This is a genomic window from Bacillus sp. FSL R5-0447 (genome assembly GCF_038606125.1).
Classification (GTDB): Bacteria; Bacillota; Bacilli; order Bacillales; family Bacillaceae; genus Bacillus; species Bacillus velezensis.
Genome location: NZ_CP152012.1, coordinates 756528 through 774058, shown reverse-complemented (window position 1 = coordinate 774058; position 17531 = coordinate 756528). Strand labels below are relative to the sequence as shown.

General features: G+C 46.1%; 15 protein-coding genes. 6 read left to right on the top strand and 9 right to left on the bottom strand.

The window, feature by feature from the left end:
• Positions 1-50: 50 nt before the first annotated feature.
• Together NYE68_RS04080 and NYE68_RS04075 are read right to left on the bottom strand one after the other, a co-directional pair.
• The gene (locus NYE68_RS04080) at positions 51-1493 is read right to left on the bottom strand and encodes a DUF4179 domain-containing protein (protein WP_324636075.1); all 1443 of its coding nucleotides are present in this window, start codon (positions 1491-1493) and stop codon (positions 51-53) included.
• Positions 1475-2008 carry a sigma-70 family RNA polymerase sigma factor gene (locus NYE68_RS04075; protein ID WP_021495186.1) on the bottom strand — a complete coding sequence of 178 codons (534 nt, stop codon included), beginning with the start codon at positions 2006-2008 and terminating at the stop codon, positions 1475-1477. Before NYE68_RS04075 ends, NYE68_RS04080 begins: the two co-directional genes overlap by 19 nt.
• Before the next feature lie 318 nt (positions 2009-2326).
• On the opposite strand from NYE68_RS04075, the gene NYE68_RS04070 reads away from it, so the two are divergent.
• Positions 2327-3094, top strand: coding sequence for a GNAT family N-acetyltransferase (locus tag NYE68_RS04070; RefSeq protein ID WP_042634923.1), 768 nt, complete (start codon positions 2327-2329; stop codon positions 3092-3094).
• A 184-nt stretch (positions 3095-3278) separates the two neighbouring features.
• Here NYE68_RS04070 and guaA read toward each other — a convergent pair whose 3' ends face one another.
• The 5 genes from guaA to NYE68_RS04045 all read right to left on the bottom strand — a co-directional run bounded on the left by guaA (position 3279) and on the right by NYE68_RS04045 (position 10367).
• On the bottom strand, positions 3279-4820 hold the full coding sequence (gene guaA, locus NYE68_RS04065) for a glutamine-hydrolyzing GMP synthase (protein WP_007408887.1): 1542 nt from the start codon (positions 4818-4820) through the stop codon (positions 3279-3281).
• Between the two features lie 163 nt (positions 4821-4983).
• Entirely contained in the window at positions 4984-7191 is a 2208-nt protein-coding gene (locus NYE68_RS04060) for a DUF4129 domain-containing transglutaminase family protein (protein ID WP_324636076.1), read from the bottom strand.
• Between the two features lie 18 nt (positions 7192-7209).
• Positions 7210-8394, bottom strand: coding sequence for a DUF58 domain-containing protein (locus NYE68_RS04055; RefSeq protein ID WP_324636077.1), 1185 nt, complete (start codon positions 8392-8394; stop codon positions 7210-7212).
• Positions 8394-9356, bottom strand: a complete 963-nt coding sequence (locus NYE68_RS04050) for a MoxR family ATPase (protein WP_007408884.1) — start codon at positions 9354-9356, stop codon at positions 8394-8396. Before NYE68_RS04050 ends, NYE68_RS04055 begins: the two co-directional genes overlap by 1 nt.
• Before the next feature lie 138 nt (positions 9357-9494).
• Positions 9495-10367, bottom strand: coding sequence for a cation diffusion facilitator family transporter (locus NYE68_RS04045; RefSeq protein ID WP_033574947.1), 873 nt, complete (start codon positions 10365-10367; stop codon positions 9495-9497).
• A 386-nt stretch (positions 10368-10753) separates the two neighbouring features.
• Here NYE68_RS04045 and gabP point away from each other — a divergent pair, with 386 nt between their 5' ends.
• From gabP to NYE68_RS04025, 4 genes are all read left to right on the top strand, one after another.
• Complete coding sequence (gene gabP, locus NYE68_RS04040; protein ID WP_007408881.1) at positions 10754-12139, top strand: GABA permease; 1386 nt, start codon at positions 10754-10756, stop codon at positions 12137-12139.
• Positions 12140-12247: 108 nt separating this feature from the next.
• Entirely contained in the window at positions 12248-13786 is a 1539-nt protein-coding gene (gene cotA, locus NYE68_RS04035) for an outer spore coat copper-dependent laccase CotA (RefSeq protein WP_324636078.1), read from the top strand.
• A gap of 204 nt (positions 13787-13990) precedes the next feature.
• On the top strand, positions 13991-14200 hold the full coding sequence (locus NYE68_RS04030; protein WP_007408879.1) for a cold-shock protein: 210 nt from the start codon (positions 13991-13993) through the stop codon (positions 14198-14200).
• Positions 14201-14298: 98 nt separating this feature from the next.
• Positions 14299-14457: a hypothetical protein gene (locus tag NYE68_RS04025; RefSeq protein ID WP_003155794.1), complete on the top strand. Its 159-nt coding sequence runs from the start codon at positions 14299-14301 to the stop codon at positions 14455-14457.
• Between the two features lie 31 nt (positions 14458-14488).
• Here the strand turns inward: NYE68_RS04025 and NYE68_RS04020 are convergent, their stop codons facing one another.
• Both NYE68_RS04020 and NYE68_RS04015 read right to left on the bottom strand, forming a co-directional pair.
• On the bottom strand, positions 14489-15535 hold the full coding sequence (locus NYE68_RS04020) for a PD40 domain-containing protein (protein WP_015416956.1): 1047 nt from the start codon (positions 15533-15535) through the stop codon (positions 14489-14491).
• 65 nt (positions 15536-15600) lie between these two features.
• Complete coding sequence (locus tag NYE68_RS04015; RefSeq protein ID WP_007408877.1) at positions 15601-15969, bottom strand: RlpA-like double-psi beta-barrel domain-containing protein; 369 nt, start codon at positions 15967-15969, stop codon at positions 15601-15603.
• A gap of 365 nt (positions 15970-16334) precedes the next feature.
• Between NYE68_RS04015 and NYE68_RS04010 the strand changes: the two genes are divergently transcribed.
• Complete coding sequence (locus NYE68_RS04010) at positions 16335-17375, top strand: 2,3-butanediol dehydrogenase (protein WP_007408876.1); 1041 nt, start codon at positions 16335-16337, stop codon at positions 17373-17375.
• Positions 17376-17531: the final 156 nt, after the last annotated feature.

Sequence of the window (17531 nt, the reverse complement as noted above, 5' to 3'; positions counted from 1 at the left end):
ATTCGTTAATTGACCAAAAATGGAAGACGGCAAAAGCCGCCTTCCAGACATCATTTTCCGTCCGCAGGCCGAACCGGCACCGCGAATGTGATCCCCTTATCATCCGCCAGCAAGTTCATAACCGTTTGATTGACGTACAAAGCGTATGAATCGAATGAGAAATCGCGCAACGAATAGTCTTTATTGGATGAATCATCCAATTCAAAAACGGATTCCATTTCACCCGTTTTAAGGTTCGTGACTTTCGCCTTATTCCCTTTCAGATAATAGCCTTTTTCATACTCATTAAGCGATGGCCAGGTTTTCATTTTTTTCGTATTGCCGAGACCGATTGACTCACCGACATTGATCAGCTGATCTTCATCCGCTTTGCTGTAATTAATTCCTGTGAATTGATAATCGACGATCACCCGTCTGCCTTGCTGTTTGATCTTTTTGATGGTGATGCCGACATGATGATGTTTCGTTGTATAACTGACGGGCAGTTTTGTTTTCAGAGGCACGATTTCTCCCGGCTCTGATTCTGTTTTTATATCGCCCGTTATGAAAAGTGTTTTCGCTTTCGGGTCTATCGGTTTGCTGAATTGAGTTTGGCCGCGTATTCTTTTCCCGCCGCCGGGAAGATTCTTTCTGCCGCCAAGTTCAATATTCGACGCCGTCATTTCATAATGGTTTCCGGCATCATCCGTTGCCTCGTAAATCGAGATGGCATCATTTTTGGCTGCATCATAGAAGTCGATAGAATACAGGAGAGCCGATCCCGTCGTTCCGTTTTCCGCCCGGATATCGAAAAAGCGGTATAATCCGTGATTTACATTCACAGCTTTCGTTCCTTCAAGAGAAACGGACTTTTGTTTTTTAATAGGGAGTGTAAAGCGCCAGTTTCCCGGGATATCCTTGATTTGTGTAATGACAAGCGGAAGCTTATCACCGTCTTTCAGCTTTGAGCCGTCCGTGAACAGGCGAAGCTGTCCCGCGTACTGCCCGTCTTTCATTTTTTTCATATTACTGTTGTCATAATCCTCTGCTAACATATTCCATGGATCTTTATAATCAACTTGAAAAGAGATGCTCTCCTCATCTGATTTCAAATTGTCAACGGTAAAATTGTAAACGAGCTGTCCGCTGTCGTAATACACACTTTTCACTGTCACCGTGATTCCGCGTGATTCCGCTTTCTCATTCAGTTTTGTCACCAAATTGCTTTTAAACAGCGCAGAACCTGCCTTATCCTGAAACAGACTGTAAATTTGTCCGGCAACAGGAATGTTTCCCATAGCCGTATTAACGGAGGGCATGAATAAGCCTGAGGACAAATACAGAATAAACAAAGCAGCAGCAACCGCGAGTCCGTTTATCAGTTTTCTTCCCCATCTCCGTCTGACGGCGCCTTCTTTTCCGGCACGGACAGCGGCGCTGTGTATCACATTTTTCAATTCAGCTTTCGGCACGTCAATGTCCTGATACAATTGCTTCATTTGATGCTTTTCCATATATGTTTATCCTCCTTTTCCAGCTCCTGCTTCAATGCTTTTCTCGCCCTGTGCAGATGCGTTTTTACAGTGCCTTCCGCCATACCGGTCTGTTCAGCGATCATAGCAATCGAGAAATCTTGAAAATAATAAAGCTGAATGGTCAGCTGTATATGTTCGTCAAGCGTTTCCAGGGCATTACGAAGATCTATGTATTCTTCAATGTTCTTATTCTCCGCGCGCGTATCATGCTGCGGCTCAAACGGGATGACGTCTCCGTGCTTTTTCCTCATCGCAAAAATCGTATGAAGCAAAATCCGGATCAGCCACGTTTTAAAATATTTCGGCTCCTTCAGCTGCGCGATATGAAGAAAAGCCTTGTAAGCCGTTTCCTGAACAGCGTCCAGCGTATCTTCCTTGTGATGCAAATAGAGATAAGCTGTTTTATATAAAGTATCCTGGTGTGCGGTGATCAGTTTTTCAAAGGCTGCGGCATCACCTTTTTTCGCCTTTTTGATCAATCGTTCTTCCTTCACCTTATCCACCTCCTATGCTGTTAGATATGAATCAAGGCAAAACGGTTTCAAAAAGATGAAAAAAAAACGCCTCTTTTTTAAAAGAGACGTTTTTTTCTTCATTTATTCCCATTCAATGGTATTAAAACATTATAAGAATTAATTTATTGAATATCAAGCCTTTTGGGGTTTGTAGTTCCTTGATTTAGAAGTTACCATTAAAAATATTGCTCCCCCGTGTTCTGAATATTATGGGAGGGGGTAAATACTGTGATTTAGTGTTTTAGTTGACCTTATAATAAAAAAAGCGCACTAAATCGAATTGAAAGGTGCAAAAACATGATTACAAATCAACAATTAGTCATAAACAATTTGGAAGAAAAATTAAAATCATTTACCCATACAGTTAGCGGAGAGCTTACAAAGGAAGAAGATTTCATCATAGCAAATACAAAAATCCCCACTGATACATTCAATGTAATATTACCGAAATCTCCAAATATCAAAAATACAGTTAAGATCAGACATGGAATCGATAATTTTTCATATAAAAAATATCCCTTTAGTATTTGGATTGATGCTCAGTATTTAACTGAGGATTGGACAAAACTTATACAAGAATATGATCTAAAAGAAGCGGAACGTAATGTAATGATGAAACTTGAAAATACTCTTAATGTTGGGCAAAGAATTTCCCATCAGCTTATGATTACTGCTGTGAAAAATGATGAAGAACTTTTAAAATATATAGACGTATTCATGAGCTTATTTGAAGGTACACCAGAAAAAGATGCACTAGAAAGTTATTTTAATACGTTTTCACAAGTAAAATTAGGTTCAGAAGTTCAGATGTTTATTGGATGCATAGATGAAATGCCTGTAACTACCGGTTTATTAATAGAAACCAAAGATAGCTATGGTATTTATGATGTGATGACAAAAGAAACATTTAGAGGTAAAGGAATTGGCAGTGAAATGTTTCAATTTCTTCTAAAGCAAACAAAGGATAAACAAAAACCAGTTGTATTACAGGCTTCAGAGGATGGAAAAAATATCTATAAGCGATTTGGATTTATAGATGTCGGAGAAATGGTTGTATTTGAATAGAGGGTTTCTTTAATTTGCTTAATTTGAACAAACTTTATTCTAAAACAACATTAATTATTATCCCATTGTGGAATACTTTTTCTTTAAAATTCACGGTTCAATTAATAATATTGGATCAATTGTTGCTATAAAAGAAAAAAGAGCTTAGAACCCTTATAAACCAAGGATTCTAAGCTTCTTTTGACTATTCCCACTCAATCGTTGCAGGCGGCTTGCTCGTAATGTCATACACGACGCGGTTGATGTGTTTCACTTCGTTGACGATCCGTGTAGAAATCACTTCAAGCACATCCCAAGGGATACGCGCCCAGTCAGATGTCATGCCGTCAATTGATGTTACGGCACGGATACCGATTGTGTAATCATACGTTCTCGCATCTCCCATGACGCCGACGCTGCGGATGTCAGGAAGAACCGTGAAGTACTGCCAGATATCGCGCTCAAGGCCGTGGTTCGCCACTTCTTCACGCAGAATCGCGTCTGATTCACGAACGATCTCAAGTTTTTCTTCCGTTACTTCGCCGAGTACGCGGATGCCAAGTCCAGGGCCCGGGAACGGCTGACGCCATACGATATCATCCGGAAGGCCGAGCTCTGTGCCGAGCGCGCGCACTTCGTCTTTGAAAAGGGTGTTCAGCGGCTCGATCAGTTCAAACTGCATATCTTCAGGAAGTCCGCCGACATTGTGATGCGATTTGATCGTTTGCGCCGTTGCAGTACCGCTCTCGATAATATCCGTGTAAAGCGTTCCTTGCGCAAGGTAATCGATGCCTTTCAGCTTGTCCGCTTCATCATCAAACACGTAAATGAATTCGTTGCCGATGATTTTGCGTTTTTGCTCAGGATCAGAAACACCTTTCAGCTTGTTTAAGAATCTGTCTTTCGCATCAACTTTAATGACATTCATATTAAAGCCTTCGCTGAACGTTTTCATGACGCCTTCCGCTTCGCCTTTACGAAGCAGACCGTGATCGACGAAAATACAAGTCAGCTGGTCGCCGATCGCTTTATGAATTAAAGCAGCCACAACAGAGGAATCAACACCGCCGCTTAGCGCGCAAAGAACCTGCTTGTCTCCGACTGTTTCACGGATTTTTTGCATTTCGATTTCGATAAAGTTTTCCATTGACCATTTGCCTTCACAATCGCAAACGCCGAATACAAAGTTTTTCAGAAGATCATTGCCGTATTCAGAGTGGCGCACTTCCGGGTGGAACTGAACGCCGTACCAATTCTTGTCCGCTTTGCTCATCGCTGAATTCGGGCAGTGATGGCTTGTTGCGTCAACAGTGAAGCCTTCAGGAACTTCTACAACCAAATCGCCGTGGCTCATCCACACAACCTGTTCTTCCGGAAGATCTTTGAACAAGTCAGGGGTTCCTTGAATCTGAATGTTGGCTTTACCGTATTCGCGCTGGCTTGCCGCCTCGACTTTCCCTCCGAGGTAATGAGTCATCAGCTGCATGCCGTAGCAGATGCCCAATACAGGAATATCGAGTTCAAAGATTTTTTCATCACAGCGGAAAGATCCTTCATCATATACACTGTTCGGTCCGCCTGAAAGGATAATTCCTTTTGGATTCATTTCTTTGATTTCCTCAGCTGTCAACGTATGGGGATGCAGCTCGCTATATACGCCAAATTCACGGATCCGTCGGGTAATCAGCTGGTTATACTGACTGCCGAAATCAAGAACAAGAATCATTTCATTCACTAACTTCGTCATGGTTGTCACCTAATCTCCTCTAAGTTTTTGACACAGAAAAAACGGAGGACACACGTTCAGCCCTCTGTCGCGCAAGACTTGTCCGGAAGCCCGGCTTTTTAACGCTCCCGGGCTCCCATTTAACATTCATTTATTCTAACAACAGGACGATATGCGGTCAAGACTATCTTCTTTTAATTATATTTTCCCACAACTGTCCCGATTCATTCCAAAGCTCCGCTGCATTATCCCTGCGGTATAAGGCCCGCTCATAGAGCAGCGTCAGCTCGGACATGTCGTTTGTATGGTACGCCTCGTCAATCCTCGCGGCAAAATCGCGCAGCGTTTCTCCGTCTCCCCTGCTGAATCCTTTTCGTTTCAGCTGGCGGAGCAGCGCGGCATATGCGTCGAAAAAGACGTCTTCACCCGTTCGCCGCTTCAATCTGGCTGCTGTAACGTGCGGAATCCAGCGCGCCCGGAGCACCCAGGCGAGTGCCGCCGCGGCTGAAATCACGATAACGATGGCTGCATACGGCCACAGGTGTGCCGCGGTTTTGTTGCGGATCACAGGCTGCGGTGCCGCACGGTGATCCCGCTTTTTCGGTGTTTTTTCTTTTTCCGGCTTTGTTTCCTGACGCTGCTTGTCAGACGGTGAATCCGAATTCCCCGCTGAGCCTCCGCTGTCTTTTGCCGCGGTATGATTTTGCTCTGACGTAAACTCCGTCGGATTGGTGAAGCCTTTTGTCGGCTCAAACGTCACCCAGCCCTGATCGGGAAAATACACTTCTACCCACGAATGGGCGTTGTTGTTTGTGACTTCATAAATGTGGCCGTTATGGTCGCCTGCCCCTTTATATTCGCCGGATGTATAGCCCTTCACCCAACGGGCGGGGATTCCCGCAGAGCGGAGCAGCACAGCCATTGCCGATGAAAAGTTATCACAATATCCTCTTTTCGTTTCAAACAGAAATTGATCGACATAATCCTGATTGTGCTCCGGAACCGCGACATCCTGTGTATTATACGAAAATGCGGAAGATCCGAGATAATCCTCGATCGCCTTCGCTTTATCGAACATATTATGATGATCCCGCGTCAGTCTGTCCGCAAGCTGTCTCACTCTTTTCGGAAGGCTGTCGGGGACCTGTAAATAACGGTCATTGAATTGATTCTGCTCACGGTATCGTTTCACTTTCACTTTTCTGAGATCATTCAGCTTAAAGACGGGCGCCTGAAAAGTCACCGTGTACCGTCCCATATTGCGGATGTTGCCCACTTGTTCACTGACCGGCATAATTTGCTCGGTGTTTCCGTTCATTTCAAGCTGAATCGAGTGCTTCGGTTTAATATTGGAGACGCCGATCGGATACATGACGTGATTATAGAGATAATTCTCATCAATGGACACCTGTGCCGTATACCGTCTCGTCTGCACACTCCGGTCAAACCATATATCTTCCACGTTGCCGCCGTTCAGTTTATAGGACATGCCCTGATCGGTCTCCACCCAGCCTTTCCCCGTGTATGTATCCTTCGTTTCCACCCGGAAGTACGCCCGTTCTTTTCCCTTCCATGTGAAAACCGGCGTATCATCCTGCTGAAAAGGGCCGCCCAATGTTTCATCATGATTGCCGTAGCCGATTTTGCTTTCGGCGGCGGGCACTTCTTTGTGGTTTGTTATTTTTTTAAGAAACGGCACGGGATCCGGCCAGTTCGGGTCTGATTTCGGAGCCGCCAGCCCGAACACAACAGAAGCGCAGATAAACAGCATCAGCGGCAGAAACCATTTGAGTATCAATCTTTTTTTAAATGCTATGTGTTCCGTAAGCCGGATGCGCTCCATATACAAAAGCCCCATCATCAAAAAGCCGATAAAGACGATCCGGATGACGGCGTACGCGGCATCATAAGGAGTAAACGTATCAAGCACGGTGATATACGCCACCGTCATGATAAAAAAGAATAATATTTTCCGCTGATAGATCACCCAGTAATGCAGCAAATACACGAGCAGCCATAAAAGCACAAAAAACAGCAATGTGCGGAATGACGGATTCATGTCATTCCATCTTCCGGACCCGATGTGGCGGGCATTTTGAATCACGTCCCGCAAAAAAGAAACGAGCCATTCCGGCTGAAAAACCGAACCTTTATAAAACAGGATGTGAATACTGATCAACGTAAACAGAATGCAGGACGGCACGGTGACGTACCACCTCATCCGGAAGAATGACAGCAGAAATGCCAAACCGATAAAAACGATGAAAAAACCGGTATGTTTTGTATCCGTAAAATTGTGCAGCGGCCTGAGCCATTCCCATAACAATAAAAAAGCGAGAAAATAAAACAGCAGCAGACTCAGCCTGCTTTCCTGGTTCTCGTCATGCGGCATGGCGCGCCACCTCTCTTTCTAAACAACATGGGACACCCGTTTGTCCCTGATCATTTGCACCTTAATATTTTTTTGAGCGAAGATGAGAGCGAGTTTCCGTTCTTTCTCTGAAAGCGCGGCATTCGTTTCTTTCGCCAAAAACACCGTCATGTCAGCACGGCCGGGCTCAGCCTGTTTGAGAAGGTCTTCTGTAAGACTGCCCGTCACGACGGCAATGGAAGCTTTGCGGACGCGCGGATCCGCCAGCTCTTTTCCTAAACGCCCGCCTGCATCGGCTTCTTCCGATTCTGAAGCTGATGCCAGGTAACGCAGCATCTTTCTGAAATGCCGGTCTCCCTCCCGGACGGGAAATACGGTCCGGTCGCTCCCCAATGAAATAAATCCTGCGGGAGAGCCCTTCACAAGCGCCGTGTAAAGCAGGGATGCCGAAGCTGATACCGCGGCTTCAAACGATGGGGACGGCCTGCAGTCCAAAAGGAGAATTATATTCACACTCTGCAGCGGGTCAAATTCCTTCGTCATCAGCTCATTCCGCCGCGCCGATGTTTTCCAGTCAAGTGCGGAAAACCGGTCGCCCGCCTGATAATTTCTGACGCTCGCAGCCATTGCTGAGCGGTGTACCTGAAACGGAGCGCCGGCAGCCGCACCCTCTTCTCCGGATGAGACCTGCGGCTTATAGTGAACAGACCCGTACGCCGGGAAAACCAGAACCGTATCCGTTACGGAAAACGACGCCGTCTTGTCCAAAAGCCCGAGAACATCTCCCGTCCGCACTCTTATCGTATGTAAATGATGCTCTCCGCGCGGCACCTGCGGCAGCTCATATTGTAACGTCAGCTTCCTTTGAAACCACGGAAACACGAGCTGTTTCGCACTGCGCCTCTCGCCAAGCGTTTCCGGCATCACATCTTCAATGACCATATATGTCAGCGGAAACGGCAGGCGCCTCGTCAGCCTGATGGTGACAGACAGCCTGTCGCCTGAGGTTAACTGGGCGGAGGACACGTCACGCGTCACCTGAAACGCCCGTAACGGGTACACAGCGACCAGCCCGGCGTAAACGGTAAACGGCAAAAACGCATAAAATAAAAACCAGCTCACAAATCCGCCCTGAAACATGGCATAAGAAAAGACAGCCGCCGTCAGTACGGCCAACATAAGCAGCTTCCAGCCATATAGAAGCCAATGCATCTTCCTTCTCATTAGCGGACCGACATCCTTTGGACGGGCACTTTTTCCGTTTGCATGATGTCTTCTATAACCGCTTCCGGGGTCACATCGTTAAATTTCGCCTCGGCGGTCAAGATCATTCTGTGCGGCAGCGTATACGGAGCCAAATACTGGACGTCATCAGGAATGACGTAATCGCGGTCATGAAGCAGCGCGTACGCCTGCGCGGCTTTCATTAATGAGATTGAACCGCGCGGACTTACGCCCAGATGTACGGACGGATGCCGGCGGGTATGCTGAGTAATGCCGACGATATACGCTTTAATTCCATCATCCACCCGCACCTGCTCCAATTTTTGCTGAAGGCTGATAAACTGTTCTTTAGAAATGACGGGCTCGATTGTTTCAAGCGGATTGCGCCCTTCCTGCAAAGACAGAACTTGAAGCTCTTCCTCGGCAGTCGGATAGCCCATGCGCAGCTTAAATAAAAACCGGTCAAGCTGGGCTTCGGGAAGCGGATACGTTCCTTCATATTCAACCGGGTTTTGTGTGGCCATGACGAAAAACGGCTCAGCCAGCCGCATTGTCTTTCCGTCAATCGTAACATTCCCTTCCTCCATTGCCTCAAGCAGGGAAGACTGCGTTTTCGGAGAGGTTCTGTTAATTTCATCAGCCAGCACGATATTCCCCATGATCGGTCCCGGGCGGTATTCAAATTCCATCGTTTTCGTATTATAAATAGAGACACCCGTCACATCTGACGGCAGAAGATCCGGCGTGAACTGAATCCTCTTAAAGTCAGCTCCGATCAGCTTGGCCAAAGCGCGGACCATCATCGTTTTTCCGACTCCCGGCACGTCTTCCAGCAGCACATGCCCTTTTGCGAGAATGGCGGCCAGACTGAGTATGGCGATATCCCGTTTTCCTATGATGATGTTTTCAATATGCTCAACGGCTTTCTCCAGCAGCGGATGCAGCTCTTCTTTATAAGCCATTCTTCTCCTCCTAGTCATCTCTCAAATTTCAATTATCGTAACCTAACTTTACCACAAAATATAAACAGTATAAAAAAACGTTTCCAGCGAATTGTTTCCAGTCTGAAAAAGGAAAAAGCTCCCTTTAGAAAGGAAGCTTTATTTCAGCTGGAGAGGCTCCATATGAACGTGTGAATGGTCAATGGCATGTTCCTCTTTCATCTTGCGTTCTACCTCATTTGCGATCTCATGACTCTCTTTAATGTTCAGATCAGACGGCACTTCAATGACGACATCAATATGAACGGAGCTGCCCAGATATCTCGCTTTAATATCTTTTAAACGGCTGACGCCCGCAATCTGTTCAATCGTCTTTTTATAATCAGAAATATGTTTGACATCAAAACCGTCAGTCAGCGAATGAGAGGATTCCTTAAAAATATCCCACGCGGTTTTGCAGATGATCAGCCCGATGATAAACGCGGTAACCGTATCCACCCAAGCCAAATGGAACTGTGAAGCAAAAATTCCGATAAACGTGCCGATACTGACGAGCGCATCTGATTTATTATCAGCGGCCGCAGCTGAAAGCGCCTGGCTGTTTACCTTTTTCGCAAGCCCTTTCGTATAGCGGCAGACCATCAGCATCACCACGGCGCTCCCCGCGGCCGTCCAGGCGGCTATCATATCCGGTGTTTCCTCTTTAACGGAAAAAATAGATTGCGCGGCGCTGAACAGCACTTGCATTCCGACAAGCATCATAATAATGGAAGCGATGAGGGACGCGACGGTCTCCGCCCGAAAATGGCCGTAAGGATGATCTTCGTCAGGAGGTTTCTGAGAGATGCGCAAACCGATGAAAACAGCCGCAGATGCCGCGATATCAGTCGTATTATTTAAACCGTCGGCCTGAAGCGCTTCTGAGTGAAACAAATAACCGATCACAAGCTTCACAGCCGACAATGCCGCATATGCGCCAATACTGACAATCGCTCCGGTTTCGCCTTTTTTCAATTCATGATATCTCTCCACTGAAAATCCTCCTTCCCGTTCAATTTTTCCTTCATTATCATACAAAGCGAGGACACAGTGGGTCTATAGAAACATGATTCACTTTCCACAGAAAAATAGTAAGCATAGAACATTTATGCACTCAGGAAACTTATTTTCATTCACAAAACCCCTCTCATCCCAATCGTATCAAGGATTCTCGCCAACCCATGTTCATGGAATTATTTTCAAAACCATTAAAACACAGAAATAACAGAAAATTATCTCTTTTCCTTCCGGCACCTTCTGCTGTACGGACGAGAAAAAATGTCATATTTTCTTACATCATTTTCAACTGTCTGTGGCATTTATGATAGAATAATACTTGTCGGAATATTCAGCATAAACAAACCAAAAGGAGGCAAAGAATGAATCAGCCTAACTCTTTATCTAAGGGATTAAAAACCCGGCATATGACCATGATTTCAATTGCCGGCGTGATCGGCGCCGGATTATTTGTCGGAAGCGGATCCGTCATTCATTCCACCGGACCCGGAGCGATTGTCTCCTACGCTTTAGCAGGATTACTAGTGATTTTTATTATGAGAATGCTGGGGGAAATGTCCTCCGTCAACCCGACAAGCGGTTCGTTTTCACAGTACGCGCATGACGCCATCGGTCCTTGGGCCGGTTTTACGATCGGATGGCTGTATTGGTTTTTCTGGGTCATCGTCATTGCCATTGAAGCCATTGCAGGCGCCGGAATCATACAGTACTGGTTCCCGGGCATTCCGTTATGGCTGACGAGTCTGCTTCTGACCGTGCTGTTAACACTGACGAATATTTATTCAGTTAAATCGTTCGGCGAATTTGAATACTGGCTTTCCTTAGTGAAGGTAGCGACGATCGTTGTCTTCTTAATCGCGGGATTTGCGTTCATTTTCGGAATCGTCCCCGGCAGCAAACCGGTCGGGCTGGAAAATCTGGCGGGCAGCGGCGGATTTTTCCCTAAAGGTCCAAGTTCCGTTCTGCTCGGCATTGTCGTTGTCATTTTTTCTTTCATGGGATCTGAAATCGTCGCAATCGCAGCGGGAGAAACGTCAAATCCGGTCGAATCCGTCACGAAGGCGACCCGCTCAGTCGTTTGGCGGATCATTATTTTTTACGTCGGCTCCATTGCGGTTGTGGTCACACTGCTGCCGTGGGATTCAGCCAATATTTTGGAAAGCCCCTTCGTTGCCGTTTTGAGCCATATCGGGGTTCCCGCAGCCGCTCAAATCATGAATTTCATCGTCCTGACAGCCGTTCTGTCCTGCCTGAACTCCGGGCTTTATACGACGTCACGGATGCTGTATTCACTGGCAGAGCGAAATGAAGCGCCGCGGCGTTTTATGAAACTGAGCAAAAGAGGCGTACCGGTTCAAGCCATTATCGCCGGCACCTTTTTCTCCTATATTGCCGTTGTTATGAACTACTTTTCTCCCGACTCCGTATTTTTGTTCCTGGTCAATTCATCAGGGGCGATCGCACTGCTCGTCTATCTCGTCATCGCCGTCTCACATCTGAGAATGAGAAAGAAAATCGAACGGACAAACCCTGAATCTCTTAAAATCAAAATGTGGTTTTATCCGTACTTAACCTACCTGACGATCATCGCCATTTGCGCCATCTTGTTATCTATGCTGTTTATCAGTTCAATGCGGTCTGAATTTCTGCTGACAGGATTTATTACTCTGCTGGTACTTGCCTCATATGTATTCCGCAAAAAACAAAAACCGAAAGAGAGCGCTTCCGAAAGCCGGATTGCGCAATAACCGCAAACACCCCCCTCAAAAAAGGGCGGGTGTTTTTTTAACCAACCTGTTCCAGGCAGCATTAACTGTAGTACAGGATTTCAATAAATGATAAGGACAGGATGAAAAATGGCTCTAGAAAAATTTGCAGATGAACTGCCGATTATCGAAACACTCCAGCCGCAGAAGAAATCAGACGGCAGCACGTATTATGAAGTCACCATGAAGGAATGCTTTCACAAGCTGCACCGCGATCTCCCGCCGACCCGGCTGTGGGGGTATAACGGTTTATTTCCGGGCCCCACGATCGACGTGAACCAAGATGAAAACGTCTATATTAAATGGATGAATGACCTGCCGGATAAGCATTTTCTGCCCGTGGATCATACCATTCACCATTCAGAAAGCGGCCATCAGGAACCCGATGTCAAAACCGTCGTCCATTTACACGGAGGAGCAACGCCGCCGGACAGCGACGGCTACCCGGAAGCATGGTTCACAAAGGATTTTAAGGAAACGGGTCCTTATTTTGAGAGAGAGGTATACCATTATCCAAACAAACAGCGCGGGGCTCTGTTATGGTATCACGATCACGCCATGGCGATTACGAGGCTCAATGTGTACGCCGGGCTTGCCGGGATGTATATCATTCGCGAGCGAAAAGAAAAGCAGCTGAAGCTTCCCTCCGGAGAGTATGACGTACCGCTTATGATTTTGGACCGCACATTAAATGACGACGGTTCCTTGTCTTATCCGAGCGGACCTGCTAACCCTTCCGAAACGCTGCCCGACCCTTCCATCGTCCCGTTTTTTTGCGGAAATACCATTCTCGTCAATGGTAAAGCGTGGCCGTATATGGAAGTTGAACCGCGGACATATCGTTTCCGTATCCTTAATGCCTCCAATACGAGAACATTTTCTCTCTCGCTCAATAACGGCGGGAAGTTTATTCAAATCGGTTCTGACGGCGGATTGCTTCCCCGCTCTGTCAAAACACAATCTATCAGCTTAGCCCCGGCAGAGCGGTATGATGTGCTCATCGATTTCTCCGCCTTTGACGGAGAACATATCATTTTAACGAACTGCACCGGCTGCGGGGGCGACGCCGATCCGGATACAGACGCCAATGTGATGCAATTCCGCGTCACAAAACCGCTGAAGGGATTAGACACAAGCCGGAAGCCTAAATATCTTTCAACAATGCCTAATGTGACATCAAAGAGAATACACAATATCAGGACGCTTAAACTCACAAATACGCAAGACAAATACGGCCGGCCCGTTTTGACGCTGAATAACAAGCGGTGGCATGATCCTGTGACAGAAGCGCCGAAGCTCGGCACAACGGAAATCTGGTCGATTATTAATCCGATGGGGGGAACCCATCCGATACACCTGCACCTTGTTTCCTTCCAAATCCTTGACCGGCGCCCTTTTGACTTAGAGCGTTATAACAAATTCGGCGACATTGTGTATACAGGCCCCGCCGTCCCGCCTCCTCCAAGTGAGAAAGGCTGGAAAGATACCGTGCAGGCGCACTCGGGAGAGGTCATCAGAATCGCGGCGACCTTCGCTCCTTACAGCGGACGCTACGTATGGCACTGTCATATTTTAGAACATGAAGATTACGACATGATGAGACCGATGGACGTCACGGATAAGCAGTAAACAAATATCACCCCTTTTAGAGAAGGGGCTTTTTTATTTACCCAAAAAGAAAAAATAAGAAGACACTTATTTGCATATACTGTAATAACAGGAAGACGATGCACCCTCATTGGAAATCTGGATAGAAAAAGGAATTAGGAGATTAGGGAAAAGTATGAGACAATGAAGGAGTGCACGAAAATTCATAAGGGAAGAAGTGACTTTATGTCTTACTACAACAAACGTAATCAGGAACCGCTGCCTAAAGAAGATGTCAGTACGTGGGAATGCACAAAAGAGGACTGTATCGGCTGGAGCAGAAAGAATTTTGCCGGCAGTGATACCCCGACTTGCCCCCTTTGCGGCAGTAAAATGATCGACGGCGTCCGTTCGTTGGTAAATCTCCAAAACAATAATCAAACGGCATCAAGTTAGACCTCCCTTTTACGAGTCTCAACATAGAGAAGGCCTCCATGTCTCATGAGAGGCCTTTGCGTTATCATGTCCTTTTATGATGCAAAGGAGCAATGAACATGAAAAACGATCGGCAGCAGAAAGATCTGAAGGAAATGGCAAAACGGCGGAAAATGAACCTTGCCGCACAGTCATTCATCGAAACGCTTCATTTTGCCGTTCCGATTCTCCGTTTTTTCAAATGGCTCGCCTCAGCCGCAGCCAGCTTTGTTCATTAAAAAACACCCAGCGGGCGCTGAGTGTTTTTTTTCATGATTGGATGACGGAAAAACTGTTGATAATGCCGTTGTCATTTTCCCAGACTTTTTCGCATTTTTTCGTATCCAAATGATAAGCATAAATGGTCCGGACCTTCGCATTCCGCCCCGTTTCATCCTTCAAACGCTTAGCGCCTTTTGCTTCCGCCATGAAATAAATGATGCTGCCGTCTTTAGAAAACTGAGGCTGGGCATCAATCAGCGGAGCGAAGTCCTTCCCGTTTGAGATAATCGTTTCATCTTTTTTCGTTTTGACATTCATCAGACGGATGGACGCTTTTTGTTCCGTCCCTTTTTGGGTATAAGATGTAAAGACAAGGTTCTTTCCGTCCGGTGACACCGCCACGTCGCTGATAAACTGTTCAAGGTTTGTCAGATCCTGAAGGTGTTCGCCCGCTCCTGCCGCAAACCGGATATTCGTCGGTTCAGGGTCAATCCCCTTCTCATTTGCCTCATCCGTTTTTTGATAATCCTCTTTGACGGAATAATGCAAAAGCGCAAAATCGTTTTGGCTGCGGTTATAAAAGAAGCTGCTTACACTGTCGTCTTTCTCATCGGCGGCGGGATACAGATTTTCATAACGTTTCGTTTTCAAATCAAAAGATGCGAGCCGGAAAATATCTTCATCCGCTTTCCCGAGACGGAAATAAATGTGCGTCAGATCCTTTGATAAAAACAGACTGTCAGCGCTTGCCGTTCCTTTATAAAGCACCGTCTTCTTTTTCGTCTTCAGATCAAGCTTATACAGACGCATCTCATTTTGGTCATTATTCCCGACAAAATAGAGCACCTGACGGGCGTCATCCAGTGCAAACGCCGGATATGCCGAAAGCTTTTCCTCATACAGCACGCGGCCGTCCTCGTAATATTTCGTCATCAGATCTTTGTCTGTAATGGAAACAAGCAGCTTGTCATGGCCGCCGGAGACAACGGCTTTTCCGCCGCCGTCGCTTTTTCCTTTAATCAGTAAAACGGACGCGATGACCGCCGCCGCCAAAACGGCTGCCAGCAACATCCAGATCCATCGTTTCTTCTTCATTATCAATCTCTCCGTCAATCAGAAAAAGCAAGAATCAGTGTCCTTGCTTTTTAAGATGGTCTATTTTAATAGCTGTAGTGTCCGGATACTCTTCCTTTGCTTAATGGATATCCGAGCGCTTTGAACGCTTTCGGGCTGACATCCAATACGGCATTCGGCAGACGGCCTACATCATTTTTGTATACGGTGATAACCTTTTTCGGTTTTGCTTTCGCATAAGCTCTGATTTTCGTTCCGTTTCTCGGAACGTCAAATCCTAATTTTGTCGCGCAATCCCAGTGTCCCAGTTTTTTACCGGAAGATCCTTTTTTACCGACTCCATTATACCATGTAATATTACCGTTCACTTTTTTAGCACTTGCATCAGAAGAGTAACTGATCGCTCCCAGCGTGCTTCCTGCTAAAATCAATAAGGCTAAGAATAACTTCTTCAAGCTTTCGTCCTCCTGATTCTTTATTCTAGGCAAAATTATACACCAAGAAGACGATTATAATATTTCAATCACTTTACATGTTCATTACAACGTGATGAGACATGCACATAACGACGGCACAATTACCTGTTCTATATAATTCCATGGTAAATTATACTACAAAATTTAATTCATTAGCGTTATAATATTCATAGAGTATTTCTGCATTCAATATGGACTTTTTATAAGGCCTATTGATAGTTGCATAATATGATATATTTTGAGAAAAATCAGGCTTTAGGAAGCAGGCACTTTATTCCTTTTAACCGTGGTTCATATTGATCATGTACCTATACTCGTTTCAATCAGACTAGGAGTGATAATCAATGAAAGCGGCAAGATGGCACAATCAAAAAGACATTCGAATCGAAAACATTGATGAACCTAAAGCAGAACCGGGTAAAGTCAAAATTAAAGTCAAATGGTGCGGGATTTGCGGAAGCGACCTTCATGAATATTTGGGAGGCCCGATCTTTATTCCGGTCGGCAAACCTCATCCGTTAACAAACGAAATGGCGCCCGTCACGATGGGTCACGAATTCTCAGGAGAAGTCGTTGAAGTGGGCGAAGGCGTCAAAAATTACAGCGTCGGCGACCGTGTCGTCGTGGAACCGATTTTTGCCACACACGGACATCAGGGAGCCTATAACCTTGATGAACAAATGGGATTCTTAGGCTTAGCCGGAGGCGGCGGCGGATTTTCTGAATATGTATCCGTTGACGAAGAATTGCTGTTTAAGCTTCCTGAAGAGCTTTCTTACGAACAGGGCGCACTTGTTGAGCCGTCAGCGGTAGCGCTTTACGCCGTCCGCCAAAGCAAATTAAAAGCGGGCGACAAGGCGGCAGTTTTTGGCTGCGGACCGATCGGGCTGCTTGTGATTGAAGCCCTGAAAGCGGCCGGCGCCACAGATATTTACGCGGTTGAACTTTCACCGGAGCGTCAGGAAAAAGCGAAAGAACTCGGCGCTATCATCATTGATCCGTCAAAAACGGACGATGTCGTTGAAGAAATCGCTAAACGCACAAACGGCGGCGTTGATGTTTCTTATGAAGTAACAGGCGTTCCTGTCGTTCTCCGCCAGGCGATCCAGTCAACAAACATTGCCGGTGAAACGGTTATCGTCAGCATCTGGGAAAAAGGAGCGGAAATTCATCCGAACGATATCGTCATCAAAGAACGGACCGTAAAAGGCATTATCGGATACCGTGACATCTTCCCTTCCGTTCTTGCACTGATGAAAGAGGGGTACTTCTCAGCAGATAAGCTCGTCACGAAAAAAATCGTGCTCGACGATCTGATTGAAGAAGGCTTCGGCGCTTTAATCAAAGAGAAAAACCAAGTGAAAATCTTAGTCAAACCGAACTAAACCGTTCAGCTGAATATCAACACATCCGAAAAAGAGCCGTTCCGGCTCTTTTTTTCATCTCATCGTCTTTCCTTCCTTTTCCTTTTAAAAATGATCCCCTCTGCGCAAACTATTTTTTACCCTGTCCCGTCTATCCTTAGGCAGCAGCCTATGAAA

Coding starts and splice junctions, on each gene's coding strand:
- NYE68_RS04070 (WP_042634923.1), top strand. CDS start 2,327: ATGATTACAAATCAACAATTAGTCATAAACAATTTGGAAGAAAAATTA.
- NYE68_RS04025 (WP_003155794.1), top strand. CDS start 14,299: ATGAAAAACGATCGGCAGCAGAAAGATCTGAAGGAAATGGCAAAACGG.
- NYE68_RS04060 (WP_324636076.1), bottom strand. CDS start 7,191: ATGCCGCATGACGAGAACCAGGAAAGCAGGCTGAGTCTGCTGCTGTTT.
- cotA (WP_324636078.1), top strand. CDS start 12,248: ATGGCTCTAGAAAAATTTGCAGATGAACTGCCGATTATCGAAACACTC.
- guaA (WP_007408887.1), bottom strand. CDS start 4,820: ATGACGAAGTTAGTGAATGAAATGATTCTTGTTCTTGATTTCGGCAGT.
- NYE68_RS04010 (WP_007408876.1), top strand. CDS start 16,335: ATGAAAGCGGCAAGATGGCACAATCAAAAAGACATTCGAATCGAAAAC.
- NYE68_RS04030 (WP_007408879.1), top strand. CDS start 13,991: ATGTCTTACTACAACAAACGTAATCAGGAACCGCTGCCTAAAGAAGAT.
- gabP (WP_007408881.1), top strand. CDS start 10,754: ATGAATCAGCCTAACTCTTTATCTAAGGGATTAAAAACCCGGCATATG.
- NYE68_RS04020 (WP_015416956.1), bottom strand. CDS start 15,535: ATGAAGAAGAAACGATGGATCTGGATGTTGCTGGCAGCCGTTTTGGCG.
- NYE68_RS04055 (WP_324636077.1), bottom strand. CDS start 8,394: ATGAGAAGGAAGATGCATTGGCTTCTATATGGCTGGAAGCTGCTTATG.
- NYE68_RS04080 (WP_324636075.1), bottom strand. CDS start 1,493: ATGGAAAAGCATCAAATGAAGCAATTGTATCAGGACATTGACGTGCCG.
- NYE68_RS04050 (WP_007408884.1), bottom strand. CDS start 9,356: ATGGCTTATAAAGAAGAGCTGCATCCGCTGCTGGAGAAAGCCGTTGAG.